The following is a 14,678-nucleotide window of genomic DNA, read 5'->3' on the forward strand; positions in this document are numbered from 1 at the left end:
CGGCGTGCAGAACGGGTCAGCGGTCGCCTTCAAGCGATCGCGTCAAAAACATTCAGGAAGTCGTTGACAGCCTGCGGATTCATCTTCACAATTGCGCCTCTGGAACGCCCAGGTGGCGGAATTGGTAGACGCACTAGTTTCAGGTACTAGCGGGTAAAACCGTGGAGGTTCGAGTCCTCTCCTGGGCACCAACGAAAAAACTCCTCGCTTCGGCGGGGATTTTTTTTGCCTGTGATCCGGCAGCCGGGGTCGGATTCCTTTCCAGAGGAAAGGGCTCTGGCCCCAAGCGAGTGAGATGGGGGGCAGAGCCCGTTTCGCATGCGCAACGGCAACCGACCCGGGATCAGCAAAAAGTGTTGACACCCCCGTCACGGCACCCCATAATCTCGCTCCTCGACGCCCAGGTGGCGGAATTGGTAGACGCACTAGTTTCAGGTACTAGCGGGTAAAACCGTGGAGGTTCGAGTCCTCTCCTGGGCACCACGTCGAGAATGAGAAAAACCCGCGAAAGCGGGTTTTTTCATGCCCCGGATCCGGCATCAGAACAACGGCCGCAGCACCAGTTCCAGCCCGAGCAGCAGCAGGAACCCCAGGAAGCAGGCGCGGAACACGCGGGCACTGATGCGCTGCCGGATCACCTGGCCCAGCCACATGCCCAGCAGCGCCGGCAGCACCGCCAGCGCACTCAGCCCCAGCTGCTGGATGCCGAACGCACCGTGCAGCACCAGACCGGTGGTCAGCGAAATCGTCGACACGGTGAACGCCAGCCCGAGCGCCTGCACCAGCTCCTCGCGCTGCAATCCCAGCGACTGCAGGTACGGCACCGCCGGCATCACGAACACACCCGTCGCCCCCGTCACCACGCCGGACAGCGCACCCACCAGCGGCCCCAGCCAGCGCTCGCGCCGCTGCGGCACGCGGAACACCGGCGCGAGCAACGCATAGGCGGCATAGACCACCAATGCCACGCCCAGCGCAATGCGCGACCAGGTGCGATCGACCCGCACCAGCAGTGCGGCCGAACCCAGCGTCACCACCACCACGGCAAGCATCATCGGCCACAAACGCCGCACGATGTGGCCCAGCGACGGCCCGGACAGCAGTTGCCACGCATTGGTGACGAAGGTTGGAATGAACAGCATCGACGCCGCCGCCACCGGTGACAGGGTGCTGCCCAGCAGGCCCATCGCCACCGTCGGCAACCCCATCCCTGTCACACCCTTGACCACGCCGGCCAGCACGAACACCACCACCAGCAGCAAATAGAAGTATGTCGATTCATGCATGGCTTCATTGGACCGGGCCCTCGCCAGGCGCACAATGCGGTCTTCCCGGCCCAGCCTTCGGCTGACCCGAAGGCGCCGGATCAGCAATGAGGCACGACATGCGGATGGACATCGCCGACCTGCGCCTGTTCCTGGCAATCGCCGAAGCCGGCAGCATCACCGCCGGCGCGGCACAGGCAAACCTAGCATTGGGTTCAGCCAGCGAGCGCCTGCGCACGATCGAAGCCGATGCCGGCACCGCGCTGTTGCACCGGCACCCACGCGGCGTCAGCCTGACCGAGGCCGGCGCCGCCCTCGCCCACCACGCACGCCTGATCCTGCAGCAGCAGGCACAGCTGCGTGGCGAACTACAGGCGTTCGCGCAGGGTGCGCGCGGCACCCTGCACCTGTATGCCAACACCGCCGCGCTGACCAACTACCTGCCCTCGCGGCTCGCGCCGTGGCTGGCCGGACGCCCACGCCTGCATGTCGAACTGCTGGAGCGCACCAGCCCTGAAGTCGTACGCGCGATCAGTGCCGGCCAGGCCGAAGCCGGCATCATCAGCGATGCGGTCGACGCTGCCGGCCTGCAGCAGCATGTGGTCGCCGAAGATCCCCTGGTGATGCTGCTGCCGGCCGACCACCGCTTCGCGACCCGGCGCAGCCTGGCTTTTGCCGAGGCTGCCGGAGAGACCTTCGTTGCCCTGGCCGACGGCAATGCACTGCAGACCTACATCGAGGACCAGGCGCGCGACATCGGGCGCCGCCTGGATGTACGCATCCGCATGAAGACCTTCGAAGGCGTGTGCATCATGGTCGGCCACGGCATCGGCGTCGGCATCGTGCCGCGGACCATCGCGCGCCAGCATCGGCGCAGCACGCACACCGTCGCCGTACCGCTCGCCGATGCGTGGGCGCAACGACGCCTGTGCGCGTGCTTTGCCGAGTGGACACGACTGTCATCGGCGATGCGCAGCCTGCTGCATCACCTGGGCGTGCAGCCCCAGAAAAAAGCGTGAAATGTTGTTGACACATCTTCTGTCGCTCCCCATAATTCATCTCCTGAGTCGCCCAGGTGGCGGAATTGGTAGACGCACTAGTTTCAGGTACTAGCGGGTAAAACCGTGGAGGTTCGAGTCCTCTCCTGGGCACCACGACTCAAGATGATCAAACCCGCGAAAGCGGGTTTTTTCGTTTCCGGGGCCTGGGAATTCACGCCCCGAGATCCACCCATGCGTGGCGTGGATCCACCAAAAGAAAAACCCCGCCTTGCGGCGGGGTTTCTGCGTTTCAACAGCAATGAGCGGTCAGTGCCCGCCACCGGCGGCAGCACCTGCACCCGCGCCGAACGGCGGCTTGGCCAGCCACAGGAACGTGATGATCGCCAGGAAGATCCAGCCCAGCAGGAAGAAGATGTCGTTGAAGCCCATCTGCGATGCCTGGTGGTTGATCATGTTGTTCAGTACCGCTGCACCGTGTTGCAGGTCGCCCTGCCCCATCGCCGTCACCTGGTCCTGCATGCCGGGCTGATAGGCCGAGATGTGCTCGGTCAGGTCGGCATGGTGCACCTGGGTACGCCGCGCCCACAGCCACGTCGTCAGTGACGCCGCGAAGCTGCCACCCAGCGTACGCAGGAACGTGGCCAGGCCGGAGCCCGCCGCGATCTCGCGCCCATCCAGGTCCGACAGCAGGATCTGCAGCACCGGCATGAAGAACAGCGCGACGCCGATGCCCATGATCAGCTGCACGCCGGCCACGTGCATGTAGTCCACCTGCAGGTTGAAGTTCGAACGCAGGAAGCTGGTCATCGACAGCACGATGAAGGCCACCGTGGCCAGCATGCGCATGTCGAAGCGCGATGCGTACTTGCCGACGAATGGCGTCATGATCACCGGCAGGATGCCGATCGGCGCGGTCGCCAGGCCTGCCCAGATCGCGGTGTAGCCCATGTCACGCTGCAGCCACTGCGGGATCAGCAGCGCCACGCTGAAGAACGCCGCGTAGGCCACCACCATCGCCAGCGTACCGGCGCGGAAGTTGCGGTGCCGGAACAGCTTCAGGTCAACGATCGGATCCTTGTCGGTCAGCTCCCAGATCAGGAACACCGTCAGCGTCACCACCGCCACGCAGGCCAGCACCACGATCTTCATCGACGAGAACCAGTCCTCGTCGTTGCCCAGGTCGAGCACCAGCTGCAGGGCACCGACACCGATCACCAGGGTGACCAGGCCGACGTAGTCCATCTTCGGCTTCTCGATCTGCTCCGGGCGTCCCTTCAGCTGGTTGCCCACCACCAGCGCGGCGAAGATGCCCAGTGGCACGTTGATCAGGAAGATCCATTCCCAGCTGTAGTTGTCGGTGATCCAACCACCGAGGATCGGACCGCAGATGGGCGCCACCACCGTGATCATCGCCAGCAGCGCCAATGCCTGTCCGCGTTTCTCGCGCGGATAGATCGAGACCAGCAGCGACTGCGTGATCGGGTACATCGGGCCGGCCACGAAACCCTGCAGCGCACGCGACAGCACCAGCATGCCCATGCTCTGCGCCAGGCCGCACAGCAGCGAGGTGATGACGAAGGCCAGCGTGGCCCAGACGAACAGCTTGCGCTCGCCGAAGCGACGGCTGAGCCAGCCGGTCAGCGGCAGCGCGATGGCCGTGCTGACCGCGAACGAAGTGATGACCCAGGTCGCCTGCTGCGAGCTGGCGCCGAGATTACCGGCGATGGTCGGCAGTGAAACGTTGGCGATGGTGGTGTCGAGCACCTGCATGAACGACGCCATCGCCAGGCCCACGGTGCACAGGGCGACGCTGGGTGGCAGGAACCCGGAGGCCGCACCCGGCGCCGCCGGTGCACCCGGAGCGCCGGGTGCGGCTGGAGCTTGTGCGGACATGGCGACCTCAGCCCACCTTTGCCTGTTGCTGCGGCAGGTTGCCCTGGATGATCGTGTGGATCACCTCATCGGCATCATGCAGCTGCTTGGCATATACGTCGGTGTCGAACACGGTGCCCTTGGCCGGGGTGCTCGGCAGTACTTCACCCTTCTGGTCGCGCAGGCTCACTTCGGCCTTCATCGACAGGCCGATGCGCAGCGGGTGTTCGGCCAGCTGCTTGGCATCGATGGCGATGCGCACCGGCACGCGCTGCACGATCTTGATCCAGTTGCCGCTGGCGTTCTGCGCCGGCAACAGCGAGAACGCCGAGCCGGTACCCAGGCCCAGGCTCTGGATGCGGCCCTTGTACTTCACGTCACCGGCATACAGGTCCGACTTCAGCTCCACTTCCTGGCCCAGGCGCATATGGCGCAGCTGGGTTTCCTTGAAGTTGGCCTCGACCCACATCTGCTCGGTCGGCACCACGGCCATCAGGGCATTGCCCGGCTGCACACGCTGGCCCACCTGCACCGAACGACGGGCAACGTAGCCGGTGACCGGCGCGACGATGCCGGCGCGGGCGTTGTTGAGGAAGGCCTGGCGCAGCTGCGCGGCGGCGGCCTGCACGTCCGGCTGGGTGGCGATCACGGTGTCGTCGACCAGCGCGCGGTTGCGCTCGACGGTCTCGCGCGAACCGGCAACGGCCGCTTCGGCCGCAGCCAGCTCGTCGCGGGCGTGGGCCAGTTCTTCGTTGGAAATGGCGCCAGTGGCGGCCAGATCCTTGCGGCGGGCGAAGTCCTCGCGCACGCGCTTCAGGGTCACCTGGCGGGCGTTCAGGTCCGCCTGCGCGCCTTCCACGCTGCGGTACAGGCCACGGGTCTGGCGCACGGTCTTGGCCAGGTTGGCTTCGGCCTGCTGCAGCGCCACCGAAGTGTCGGACGGGTCCAGCTGCACCAGCAGCTGGCCGCGCTCCACGCGCATGCCGTCATCGGCATTGATGGCGACCACGGTACCGGCCACCAGCGGGGTGATCTGCACCTGGTTGCCCTGCACGTAGGCATCGTCGGTCTCTTCGAACCAACGGCCGAACATGAAGTACCACAGCGCCAGGGCGGCAAGCAGCAGCACGACGATCACGAACAGGCCGCGCAGCAGGTTGCCGCGGCGGTTGGGGGCGGCCGGGGCCGCGGTGTCTTGGGTCTGGCTCATGGCGGGCGTCTTCAGGAATGCGAGGAATCGGAATGGGAGGCGATCGGTGCGCGGTCGGTGTCGGCGGGCTGGAAACCACCGCCCAGCGCCTTGCTCAGGCGCACCGAGGTCTGCACCTGCTGCGACTGCAGGCCGGCCAGCTGCTGCTGCGACTGCAGCAGGGTGGACTGCGCGGTCAGCACGTCCAGGTAGCTGCCGATGCCGGCGCGGTAGCGCTGCTGGGCCAGGTCGAAGGCCGAGCGTGCGGTGTCCACTGCCTGCTGCTGCGCGTGCGCCTGCTGCGCCAGCGAGCGCACCGCGTTGACCTGGTCGGCGACGTCGCGCAGTGCATCGAGCACGGCCTGGTTGTAGTTGGCCACCGCCAGGTCGTACTGCGCGTCGGTGTTGGCCAGGTTGGCGCGCAGCTTGCCGCCTTCGAAGATCGGCAGGCTCAACGCCGGGCCGATGTAGGCGAAGGTCGAGCTGCTCTTCAGCAGGTCACCCACGTTCGGGGCGACCACGCCGGCCAGCGCGGTCAGGTTGAAGCTCGGGTAGAACTTGGTCTTGGCGACCTTGATCTGCTTGTCGGCCGCTTCCACGCGCCAGCGCGCAGCCACGATGTCGGGGCGACGGCCGAGCAGTTCGCTGGGCAGTACGCCCGGCAGCTGCAGTGCCATCGGGTTCAACGGCTGCGGGCGCTGGATCGACAGGCCACGGTCCGGCCCCTTGCCGACCAGTGCAGCCAGTGCGGTGCGGGCGGCGTCGATGCGCTGCTGCGCGGCCAGCACCTGCTGCTGCGCGGCCGGCACGCGGGCCTCGGCCTGGCGCACCTGCAGATCGCTGTCGATGCCGGCGCTGCGGCGCTGGCGGGTCAGCTGCAGCGATTTCTGCGAGCGGGTCAGTTCTTCCTCGGCCACGTCGTTGAGCTGCCACGCGTAGGCCAGGTCGGCATAGGCCTGGGCAATGCCGGTGGACAGGTTCAGGCGTGCGGCCTGGGCTTCAACGGTGGCGGCATGCGCGCCATCCACGGCGGCTTCCCAGGCAGCGCGCTTGCCGCCCCACAGGTCCACGCCGTAGCTGAAATCGAAGGCGACCTGGCTGCTGCCGCCATAGCGGCCGCCCATCTCGCTGCCGACCATCGACTCGGGCAGGCGCAGGCCAGTGTAGCCGCCGGACACCGACAGGCTGGGCAGCTCGTCGGCGCGCGCGGTACCGACCTGGGCCTGGGCCTGGCGCAGGCGCGCGTCGGCGGCGTCCAGGCTCGGATGACCGGCCAGGCCTTCGGCGACCAGTGCGTCCAGCTGCGCATCGCCCAGTGCCTTCCACCAGTCCTGCGCCGGGAAGCCGGCGGCGCTCAGGTCGGTGTCAGCCAGGGTGCGTTCACTATGCAGGCTGTCCACGTCAAGCACGTGGCCCTGCGGGTTGAGGCCACGACTGCTGGCGCAGGCGGCCAGGGCCAGCGCCAGCGCTGACACCAGCAGCGCGCGCCCGGACCGGCGGAGAGTGGAATGCGGGATCGGGTTCATGGGGTCGTCAGTGAATCGCGGATTCGGGTAAGGAGGGACAGCAGCAGCGTGCGCTCGTCGGCGGAAAGATCACGCAGCGCGTAATCCATCACCGCGTCGCCGCGCAGCTTCAGCCGCGCCCACAACGCACGGCCTTCGTCGGTCAGCACGATCTGCAGTGCCCGCCGGTCCTGCGCATGCGCCTCGCGGCGGACGCAGCCCAGCGCCTCCAGCTTGTCCAGCAGGCGGGTGACCGCGCTGGGCACCTGGTCGATGGCCTGGGCCAGTTCGTTGGCGGTGCAGGGCGCCATGTGGGAAAGCACCTTCAACCCGATGTAATGGGTGAAGCCGATTCCCAGATCTTCTTCCGCCATGGACGCGTCGAGTTGGCGCACCAGGCCGTCGCGCACCTGGCGCAGCAGCAGGCCGAAGCTGGGGGGAGTGGTTGCAGGACAGATCATGGGGGAGCATTCTCTTCCAAAAAAAATATTTCTCAATGGAAATATTCGATCTGGCATCGAATGCTGTGTTGCAGCAGCGGGCTCGATCAGTGAAGGCGCCTACCTTAATGATCTGGTCAGGTGGCCCGGTAGTACAATCCAGCCAATGGATGTCACATTTCAGCCAGCGGACATGATGAACAAGGCAGAAATTCAGGTTCCCAAACGCCTGCTCAGAGATGAGGCACTGGACTGGTTCGAGCGCAACGACGGCCCGCCGGTCATCGCCTTCCGCTTCGACAGCCAGCAGGGTCTGGCCCGCGAGGTCGACTGGCACCACCACCAGCGTGCCCAGTTGATCTGCGTCGAACGCGGCCTGCTGACCACCCGCACCTCGCATGGCACGTGGTCGCTGGCGCCGGGCTCGGCCGGCTGGATGCCGCCGCTGGAACCGCACACCGTCACCCTCGACGGCCCGTTGCGCGGCTGGGGCATGGCATTGGCTGCACCGGCCTGCGCCACCCTGCCCGCCGACCCCTGCGTGCTGGGCCTGTCCAAGCTGGCGCAGGCGCTGGCCGACCGCATCTGCGAATGGCCGCTCGGCCATGACACCACGCCCGAGCGCCAGCACATCATCGACGTGCTGCTGGACGAGATCCGCACCGCGCCGCGCCAGCGCATGCACCTGCCGATGCCGCACGACCGGCGCCTGCTGAAGATCGCCTCGCAGTTGCTGGCCGACCCCTCCGACGAACGCAGCCTGGCCGAATGGGCGCATTGGGCCGGTCTGTCACCGCGCAGCCTGACCCGTCACTTCCGCGACGAGACGACGCTCAGCTTCGCCCAGTGGCGGCAGCAGGCGCGCCTGTCAGAGGCCCTGCGCCAGCTGACCGACGGCCGCAGCGTGGCCGACATCGCCCACGCGCTGGGCTTCAGCAGCGCCAGCGCGTTCGTTACCGTGTTCCGCCGCCACTTCGGGCTGCCGCCCGGTCGCTACCTGGCACGGGCCGGGCACGGCCTGGAAACCGGGCTGGACCCTGCGCGCGGCTTGGCATCCCCCGCCGCATCCGGATAATCACAGGATTGCGAGCGGCGACCGCCGTCGCCGCCTCCCGACAACAGGTAACAACGCCGCATGACCGAACTTGCCCGCCCCGTGTTCCACGGATTCGAACAACTGCCGCTGCGCGAGTACGCCGAACGCGCCTACCTCGACTACTCGATGTATGTGGTCCTGGACCGCGCCCTGCCGTTCATCGGCGACGGCCTGAAGCCGGTGCAGCGCCGCATCATCTATTCGATGAGCGAGCTGGGCCTGAATGCCGCGTCCAAACCGAAGAAGTCCGCGCGCACCGTCGGTGACGTCATCGGTAAGTACCACCCGCACGGCGACAGCGCGTGCTACGAGGCCCTGGTGCTGATGGCACAGCCGTTCTCGTACCGCTATCCGCTGATCGAGGGCCAGGGCAACTTCGGCTCCAGCGACGACCCGAAGTCGTTCGCGGCGATGCGTTACACCGAATCCAAGCTGACCCCGATCGCCGAAGTACTGCTGGGCGAACTGGGCCAGGGCACCACCGACTGGGCACCGAACTTCGACGGCACCCTGCAGGAGCCGACCTGGATGCCGGCACGGCTGCCGCACCTGCTGCTCAACGGCACCACCGGCATCGCCGTGGGCATGGCCACCGACGTGCCGCCGCACAATCTCAACGAGATCGTCAGCGCACTGCTGCACCTGCTGGACAACCCCGATGCCAGCGTGCGCGACCTGTGCGAGCACGTGCAGGGTCCGGACTACCCGTCCAGCGCCGAGATCATCACCTCGGCCAACGACCTGCGGAACATCTACGAGACCGGCAACGGCAGCGTGCGTGCACGTGCGACCTTCACCAAGGAGGCCAGCAACATCGTGGTGACGGCGCTGCCGTTCCAGGTGTCGCCGTCGAAGGTGATCGAGCAGATCGCCGCGCAGATGCGCGCCAAGAAGCTGCCGTGGCTGGAGGACATCCGCGATGAGTCCGACCACGCCAACCCGGTGCGCGTGGTGCTGGTGCCGCGTTCCAACCGCGTCGACGCCGACCAGCTGATGGGCCACCTGTTCGCGACCACGGACCTGGAGCGCAGCTACCGCGTCAACCTCAACGTGATCGGGCTGGACGGCCGTCCGCAGGTGAAGAACCTGAAGATGCTGCTCAGCGAATGGCTCACGTTCCGCAGCAACACCGTCACCCGCCGCCTGCAGCACCGCCTGCAGAAGGTCGAGCGTCGCCTGCACCTGCTGGAAGGCCTGCTGGTCGCCTTCCTCAACCTGGACGAGGTGATCCACATCATCCGTACCGAGGACGAACCGAAGGCGGCGCTGATCGCGCGCTTCGGCCTGTCCGAGGAACAGGCCGAGTACATCCTGGAAACCAAGCTGAAGCAGCTGGCCCGCCTGGAGGAGATGAAGATCCGCGGCGAGCAGGACGAACTGGCCAAGGAGCGCGAGAAGATCCTCGGCATCCTCGACAGCAAGGCCAAGCTGAAGAAGCTGATCCGCGACGAACTGACCGCCGACGCCAGGAAGTTCGGCGACGCACGCCGCTCGCCGCTGGTGCAGCGCCAGGCCGCGCAGGCCATCGACGAGACCGAGCTGGTGCCGAGCGAGCCGATGACCGTGGTGCTGTCGGAGAAGGGCTGGATCCGAGCGGCCAAGGGCCACGACGTCGATGCGTCCGCCCTGTCCTACCGCGACGGCGACGCCCTGCAGGGCGCAGTGCGTGCGCGCAGCACCCAGCAGGTCGCGTTCCTCGACAGCGAAGGCCGCGCCTACTCGACGCCGGTGCATACCCTGCCCTCCGCGCGTGGCAATGGCGAACCGCTGACCGGCCGCTTCTCGCCGGCAGCGGGTACCAGCTTCGTGACCCTGGCCAGTGCCGAGCCGGATGCCCGCTTCGTGCTGGCCTCCAGCCACGGCTACGGCTTCGTCACCCGCTTCGAGAACCTGATCGGTCGCAACAAGGCCGGCAAGGCGATGCTGAACCTGTCGTCCGGCTCGTCGGTGCTCACCCCGTCGATGGTCGCCAACGTGGCCACCGACCGCATCGTGGCGGTGACCAGCTCCGGCAACCTGCTGGCGATCGCCGCCAACGACCTGCCGGAACTGGACAAGGGCAAGGGCAACAAGATCATCGAGATCCCGAAGGCCAAGCTCGCCACCGAACGCGTGGTCGCCATCGTGGCGATCAGTCCGGGGCAGACCCTGCAGGTGCGCAGCGGCCAGCGCACCATGGGCCTGAAGTTCAACGAGCTCGACGCCTACCTCGGCGCCCGTGCCACCCGCGGCCACCTGCTGCCGCGCGGCTGGCAGAAGGTGGAAGGGCTGTCGGTGGAATGACCGCCGCGGGGGTCGGATCCCGTTCCGACGGAATGGGCTCTGACCCCGGACTATCGCTCCTGGTAGGTGTCAACCTTGGTTGACACGCCCTTGCGGGTAGACGCCAACTTGGATTGGCGTCAGTCGACGAACAAGGCATAAGCGACAATTGCTGACCAGTTGCACGCAAATAGCCGGGGAAATCCCGGCTATTTGCGTTTTTTGGATCACAATCAAATGATTGATGCCAACACAAACCACCAGATGATTCCTTCAACCATTCACGTTCAGGGCCTTGGCGAACTGCACATCGTTGGGGATCGCGATACCGGCTGGTTCGCCCAAGGACACCTGCCTGCCGGGGACGGCACTTTCTTCTCGATCCAGATGTCAGAAGACGGTCAGCTGATGGCTGGAGTCGGCTTCGTGATGGAACAGCTCTCTAAACTCCCAGTGCTGCAACAGTACGCATTGGATCATCTCGCCGCACACTTCCCAGTCGAAGCTTTCATCAGGGGAAGGCCCTCTGGCCTCTGAGCCAGAGATTACGTTCTGGGAGCTGGAAAGGTGGTCGATGCTCTTTGCAGAGGGACGGCTACCCATCTGCTACCCCTACGGAGTTCTGGTCGACTTCATTGGACTGACTCCCGTGGGATACCAGGATCTCTCCGATGCAGAGGAGATATGAAACCCCGTCTCTGACTTGAATCTCCGTCGTCGTGCCATGCATCCCGAGCGAGGGGTCAGAGCCGTTTTCGTCGAAAACGGATCTGACCCCAGGCACGAAAAAGCCGGGGCATTCCCCGGCTTTTTCGTTGTCGGCTGGCGGGCGGTGGAGCGGCTGGCGGGCGAAGGCTGGCTGGCGGTGCTCCGGTGCTGGCGGGCGACAGAACGCTGTGCTGCTGGTAGAGCCGACCGCTGGTCGGCTGCTTTTGGCTCCTGGTAGAGCCGACCGCTGGTCGGCTGCTTTCTGCAGAGCAGCCGACCAGCGGTCGGCTCTACCGGAAGGCAGCCGAGCATTGGCTCGGCTCTACAAAAACGATGCCCGCTCAGTGCGCCGGGGCGCCGTTGCCGTCGATCTTGCTCAGCTGGTACAGCTCCAGGCCGATGCGCTTGATCAGGCCCAGCTGCTGCTCCAGCCACCAGGCGTGGTCTTCCTCGGTGTCCTTCAGCTGCGCCAGCAGGATGTCGCGGCTCACGTAATCGCCCTTCTCCTCGCACAGCTTCATGCCGGCGGCGAGATTGTTCCGAACGGCGTATTCAGTATCGAGATCCTTCTGCAGCATCTCCTCCACGGTCTTGCCCGGCTCGGTGGCATGCGGGCGCATGTCCGGGTCGCCACCCAGGAACAGGATCCGGCGGAGCAGCGCATCGGCATGCTGGGTTTCCTCTTCCATCTCGTGGTTCAGGCGCTCGTACAGCGCGAACAGGCCCTGGTCCTCGTAGCGGCGGGAATGGATGAAGTACTGGTCGCGCGCAGCAAGCTCGCCGCGCAGCAGTTCCTTCAGGCAGGCGATGACGTCCGGGTTGCCTTTCATGGGGGGCTCCTGTGAATCGATGCGGCATAGGGTGCCGCATTTCAAAATACGGTGATCTAATCGGAATCAGTCGCAGTTGCGCCTGCGGCTACAATCGGCCCACGAGTTCGGAAAGGACGTGCGATGCGACGTACATGGCGTTGGGTGCTGGGCGTGTTGATCGCCATCGTGCTGGTCACCGCACTGGTGCTGTGGCTGCTGCTGCGCGGCAGCCTGGCCGACCTGGACGGCGAGCATGCGCTGCCGGGGCTGGCCCAGCCGGTCACCATCGAGCGCGATGGGCTGGGCGTGGTCACCATCACTGCCGGCAGCCAGACCGACGCGATGCGTGCGCTCGGCCGCGTACACGCGCAGGAACGTTATTTCGAGATGGACCTGATGCGCCGCAGTGCCGCTGGCGAGCTGTCGGCGCTGTTCGGGCCGAAGGCCATCGACGCCGACAAGCGCATGCGCGTGCATCGGCTGCGTGCACGCACCGAGGCGAATCTGCAGGCCGCACTGGGCGACAACGGCACGGCCGTGCGCGCCTACGTGGATGGCGTCAACGAAGGCCTGGCCGATCTCTCCGTGCGCCCATGGGCCTACCTGCTGCTGCGGCAATCACCACAACCGTGGCAGGCCAGCGACAGCGTGCTGACCGGGCTGGCCATGTATGCCGACCTGCAGGACCCCGGCAACCAGACCGAGCTTGCGCTCAGCCGCATCCGCGCAGTGGTGCCGCCGGCGCTGTACGCACTGATCGCCCACGACGGCACCGAATGGGATGCGCCGCTGTTTGGCGAACCCACCGGCAACGCCGCCCTGCCCGATGCCAGCCAGCTGGACCTGCGCACATTGAAGGGAAAAACGGGCACTGAGCAGGAAGAGGGCGACGTCATCGGCAGCAACAACTTCGCGGTGGCCGGCGCGCTTACCGCCGACGGCCGCGCCATCGTTGCCGACGACATGCACCTGGGCCTGCGTGCACCCGGCCTGTGGTTCCGCGTGCGCCTGCGCTACCCCGACCCGCAGGCCGCCGGCGGCCAGGTCGATGTCACCGGCTTCTCCCTGCCGGGCCTGCCGGCGGTGATCGTCGGCAGCAACGGGCACGTCGCCTGGGGCTTCACCAACAGCTACATCGACACGGCGGACTATCGCACGGAACCGGCCAGCGCCGCCGTGACCGTGCACGAAGAGCGCATCGCCGTGGCCGGCCAGGCCGACGTGCTGTTCGCGGTGCGCGAAACCGACTGGGGGCCGATCCTGCATACCCATGCCGATGGCAGTGGCGACGCCCTGCGCTGGGTCGCACACCTGCCCGGTGCCGTACGCCTGGATTTCGCTGACCTGGCCCGCGCCGGTGACCTCGACGGTGCACTGCACTTCGCCGACCGTGCCGGCATCCCCGCACAGAACTTGGTGGTCGGTGATCGCAGCGGGCGCATTGCCTGGCGCCTGATCGGCGCTCGCCCGGACCGCGGCCCCGGCTGTGCACCGGCCGGCTTCAATGCCGCCAGCAACCAGGGCTGCACGCCGTGGCCGATCCGCAGCGATGCCTCGCCGGCATTGATCGATCCCCCCAACCATCGCCTGTGGACCGCCAATGGACGCGTCCTCGACGGCGAGGCACTCGCCAGCGTCGGCAACGGCGGCTATGACCTGGGTGCGCGGGCGCGGCAGATCCGCGACCTGCTGGCAATCCAGGAGCGCTTCGACGAGCACGACCTTCTGGCGATCCAGCTCGACGACCGCGCGGTGTTCCTGCAGCGCTGGTGGGCTCTGCTGCACGACGTCATCGAACGCAGTGACGATCCTGCGCTGAAGCGTTTGAAGGAGGCCAGCCATCAATGGTGCGGGCGCGCCTCGGCCAGTTCGGTCAGCTACCGGGTGGTGCGTGAATTCCGCACGCAGGTCATGGCCACGCTGTCCGATGCACTGCTGGCCCCGGCCAACGCGCAGCTGGGCGATGCCTACCTGGACCCACGCCTGGCACAGCTGGAAGGCGTGGCCTGGCCGATGCTGGAACAGCGCCCGGCCAACCTGCTGCCACCGGCCTTCGACAGCTGGGATGCGCTGCTGATCGACGCCGCCCGCCGTACCGAGGGTGAGCTGGCCAAGCAGGGGCCGCTGGCCAAGCGCAGCTGGGGTGAACGCAATACCGCGGCGATCTGCCACCCCATCGCACGGGCGCTGCCGGACATCGCCAAGCGCTGGCTGTGCATGCCCGCCGACCGCCTGCCCGGCGACCGGGACATGCCGCGCGTGCAGACGCCGAACTTCGGCGCCTCCGAGCGCATGGTTGTCTCGCCCGGCCACGAGGCCGACGGCATCGTGCACATGCCCGGCGGCCAGAGCGGCCATCCGCTGTCACCGTACTGGGGTGCCGGCCACGAGGACTGGGTGCATGGGCGCCCGACACCGTTCCTGCCGGGCAAGACGCAGCACGTGATGACACTGGTGCCAGCGCGGTAGTGCCGGCCGCTGGCCGGCATCCATGCAGGTGTGTCCAGCATCACCAGGTTGCCGGCCAG

11 protein-coding genes and 3 tRNA genes are annotated in these 14,678 nt (G+C 66.7%); 8 read left to right on the top strand and 6 right to left on the bottom strand.

The window, feature by feature from the left end:
* Positions 1 to 106 precede the first annotated feature (106 nt).
* Together AC5QAB_RS09070 and AC5QAB_RS09075 are read left to right on the top strand one after the other, a co-directional pair.
* Positions 107 to 191, top strand: a tRNA-Leu gene (locus AC5QAB_RS09070).
* A gap of 207 nt (positions 192 to 398) precedes the next feature.
* Positions 399 to 483, top strand: a tRNA-Leu gene (locus AC5QAB_RS09075).
* A gap of 56 nt (positions 484 to 539) precedes the next feature.
* Here AC5QAB_RS09075 and AC5QAB_RS09080 read toward each other — a convergent pair.
* Complete coding sequence (locus tag AC5QAB_RS09080; RefSeq protein WP_164166033.1) at positions 540 to 1,286, bottom strand: sulfite exporter TauE/SafE family protein; 747 nt, start codon at positions 1,284 to 1,286, stop codon at positions 540 to 542.
* 98 nt (positions 1,287 to 1,384) lie between these two features.
* Between AC5QAB_RS09080 and AC5QAB_RS09085 the strand changes: the two genes are divergently transcribed.
* Entirely contained in the window at positions 1,385 to 2,284 is a 900-nt protein-coding gene (locus tag AC5QAB_RS09085) for a LysR family transcriptional regulator (protein WP_495233382.1), read from the top strand.
* A 50-nt stretch (positions 2,285 to 2,334) separates the two neighbouring features.
* Positions 2,335 to 2,419 (top strand) — tRNA-Leu (locus AC5QAB_RS09090).
* A 153-nt stretch (positions 2,420 to 2,572) separates the two neighbouring features.
* Here the strand turns inward: AC5QAB_RS09090 and emrB are convergent.
* From emrB to emrR, 4 genes are read right to left on the bottom strand one after another with little or no spacing between them, the layout of a single operon-like run.
* A complete protein-coding gene (gene emrB, locus AC5QAB_RS09095) occupies positions 2,573 to 4,159 on the bottom strand; it encodes a multidrug efflux MFS transporter permease subunit EmrB (RefSeq protein ID WP_005408769.1) in 1,587 nt (528 codons plus the stop codon).
* 7 nt (positions 4,160 to 4,166) lie between these two features.
* Positions 4,167 to 5,348 (bottom strand): multidrug efflux MFS transporter periplasmic adaptor subunit EmrA, encoded by a 1,182-nt coding sequence (gene emrA / locus AC5QAB_RS09100; protein ID WP_032956867.1) that lies wholly within the window; start codon positions 5,346 to 5,348, stop codon positions 4,167 to 4,169.
* A gap of 11 nt (positions 5,349 to 5,359) precedes the next feature.
* Entirely contained in the window at positions 5,360 to 6,853 is a 1,494-nt protein-coding gene (gene emrC / locus AC5QAB_RS09105) for a multidrug efflux transporter outer membrane subunit EmrC (RefSeq protein WP_046429738.1), read from the bottom strand.
* Positions 6,850 to 7,293 (bottom strand): multidrug efflux system transcriptional regulator EmrR, encoded by a 444-nt coding sequence (gene emrR, locus AC5QAB_RS09110; RefSeq protein ID WP_014646521.1) that lies wholly within the window; start codon positions 7,291 to 7,293, stop codon positions 6,850 to 6,852. The genes emrC and emrR overlap by 4 nt, the downstream gene beginning before the upstream one ends.
* Before the next feature lie 172 nt (positions 7,294 to 7,465).
* Between emrR and AC5QAB_RS09115 the strand changes: the two genes are divergently transcribed.
* The 3 genes from AC5QAB_RS09115 to AC5QAB_RS09125 all read left to right on the top strand — a co-directional run bounded on the left by AC5QAB_RS09115 (position 7,466) and on the right by AC5QAB_RS09125 (position 11,167).
* The gene (locus AC5QAB_RS09115) at positions 7,466 to 8,347 is read left to right on the top strand and encodes a helix-turn-helix domain-containing protein (protein ID WP_046429737.1); all 882 of its coding nucleotides are present in this window, start codon (positions 7,466 to 7,468) and stop codon (positions 8,345 to 8,347) included.
* A 60-nt stretch (positions 8,348 to 8,407) separates the two neighbouring features.
* Positions 8,408 to 10,651: a DNA topoisomerase IV subunit A gene (parC, locus tag AC5QAB_RS09120; RefSeq protein ID WP_288494573.1), complete on the top strand. Its 2,244-nt coding sequence runs from the start codon at positions 8,408 to 8,410 to the stop codon at positions 10,649 to 10,651.
* 216 nt (positions 10,652 to 10,867) lie between these two features.
* Complete coding sequence (locus tag AC5QAB_RS09125; RefSeq protein WP_032956864.1) at positions 10,868 to 11,167, top strand: hypothetical protein; 300 nt, start codon at positions 10,868 to 10,870, stop codon at positions 11,165 to 11,167.
* Positions 11,168 to 11,679: 512 nt separating this feature from the next.
* Here the strand turns inward: AC5QAB_RS09125 and bfr are convergent.
* Entirely contained in the window at positions 11,680 to 12,168 is a 489-nt protein-coding gene (gene bfr / locus AC5QAB_RS09130; RefSeq protein ID WP_005408763.1) for a bacterioferritin, read from the bottom strand.
* Positions 12,169 to 12,291: 123 nt separating this feature from the next.
* Between bfr and AC5QAB_RS09135 the strand changes: the two genes are divergently transcribed.
* Positions 12,292 to 14,619, top strand: a complete 2,328-nt coding sequence (locus AC5QAB_RS09135) for a penicillin acylase family protein (protein WP_495233356.1) — start codon at positions 12,292 to 12,294, stop codon at positions 14,617 to 14,619.
* Positions 14,620 to 14,678: the final 59 nt, after the last annotated feature.

The sequence above is a fragment of the Stenotrophomonas sp. YJH_SMC_127 genome, from assembly GCF_059372445.1.

Bases quoted from the DNA above. Each gene is read 5' to 3' on its own strand.
- parC (WP_288494573.1), top strand. From the start codon at position 8,408: ATGACCGAACTTGCCCGCCCCGTGTTCCACGGATTCGAACAACTGCCG.
- emrC (WP_046429738.1), bottom strand. From the start codon at position 6,853: ATGAACCCGATCCCGCATTCCACTCTCCGCCGGTCCGGGCGCGCGCTG.
- bfr (WP_005408763.1), bottom strand. From the start codon at position 12,168: ATGAAAGGCAACCCGGACGTCATCGCCTGCCTGAAGGAACTGCTGCGC.
- AC5QAB_RS09125 (WP_032956864.1), top strand. From the start codon at position 10,868: ATGATTGATGCCAACACAAACCACCAGATGATTCCTTCAACCATTCAC.
- AC5QAB_RS09115 (WP_046429737.1), top strand. From the start codon at position 7,466: ATGATGAACAAGGCAGAAATTCAGGTTCCCAAACGCCTGCTCAGAGAT.
- AC5QAB_RS09135 (WP_495233356.1), top strand. From the start codon at position 12,292: ATGCGACGTACATGGCGTTGGGTGCTGGGCGTGTTGATCGCCATCGTG.
- emrR (WP_014646521.1), bottom strand. From the start codon at position 7,293: ATGATCTGTCCTGCAACCACTCCCCCCAGCTTCGGCCTGCTGCTGCGC.
- AC5QAB_RS09080 (WP_164166033.1), bottom strand. From the start codon at position 1,286: ATGCATGAATCGACATACTTCTATTTGCTGCTGGTGGTGGTGTTCGTG.
- emrB (WP_005408769.1), bottom strand. From the start codon at position 4,159: ATGTCCGCACAAGCTCCAGCCGCACCCGGCGCTCCGGGTGCACCGGCG.
- AC5QAB_RS09085 (WP_495233382.1), top strand. From the start codon at position 1,385: ATGCGGATGGACATCGCCGACCTGCGCCTGTTCCTGGCAATCGCCGAA.
- emrA (WP_032956867.1), bottom strand. From the start codon at position 5,348: ATGAGCCAGACCCAAGACACCGCGGCCCCGGCCGCCCCCAACCGCCGC.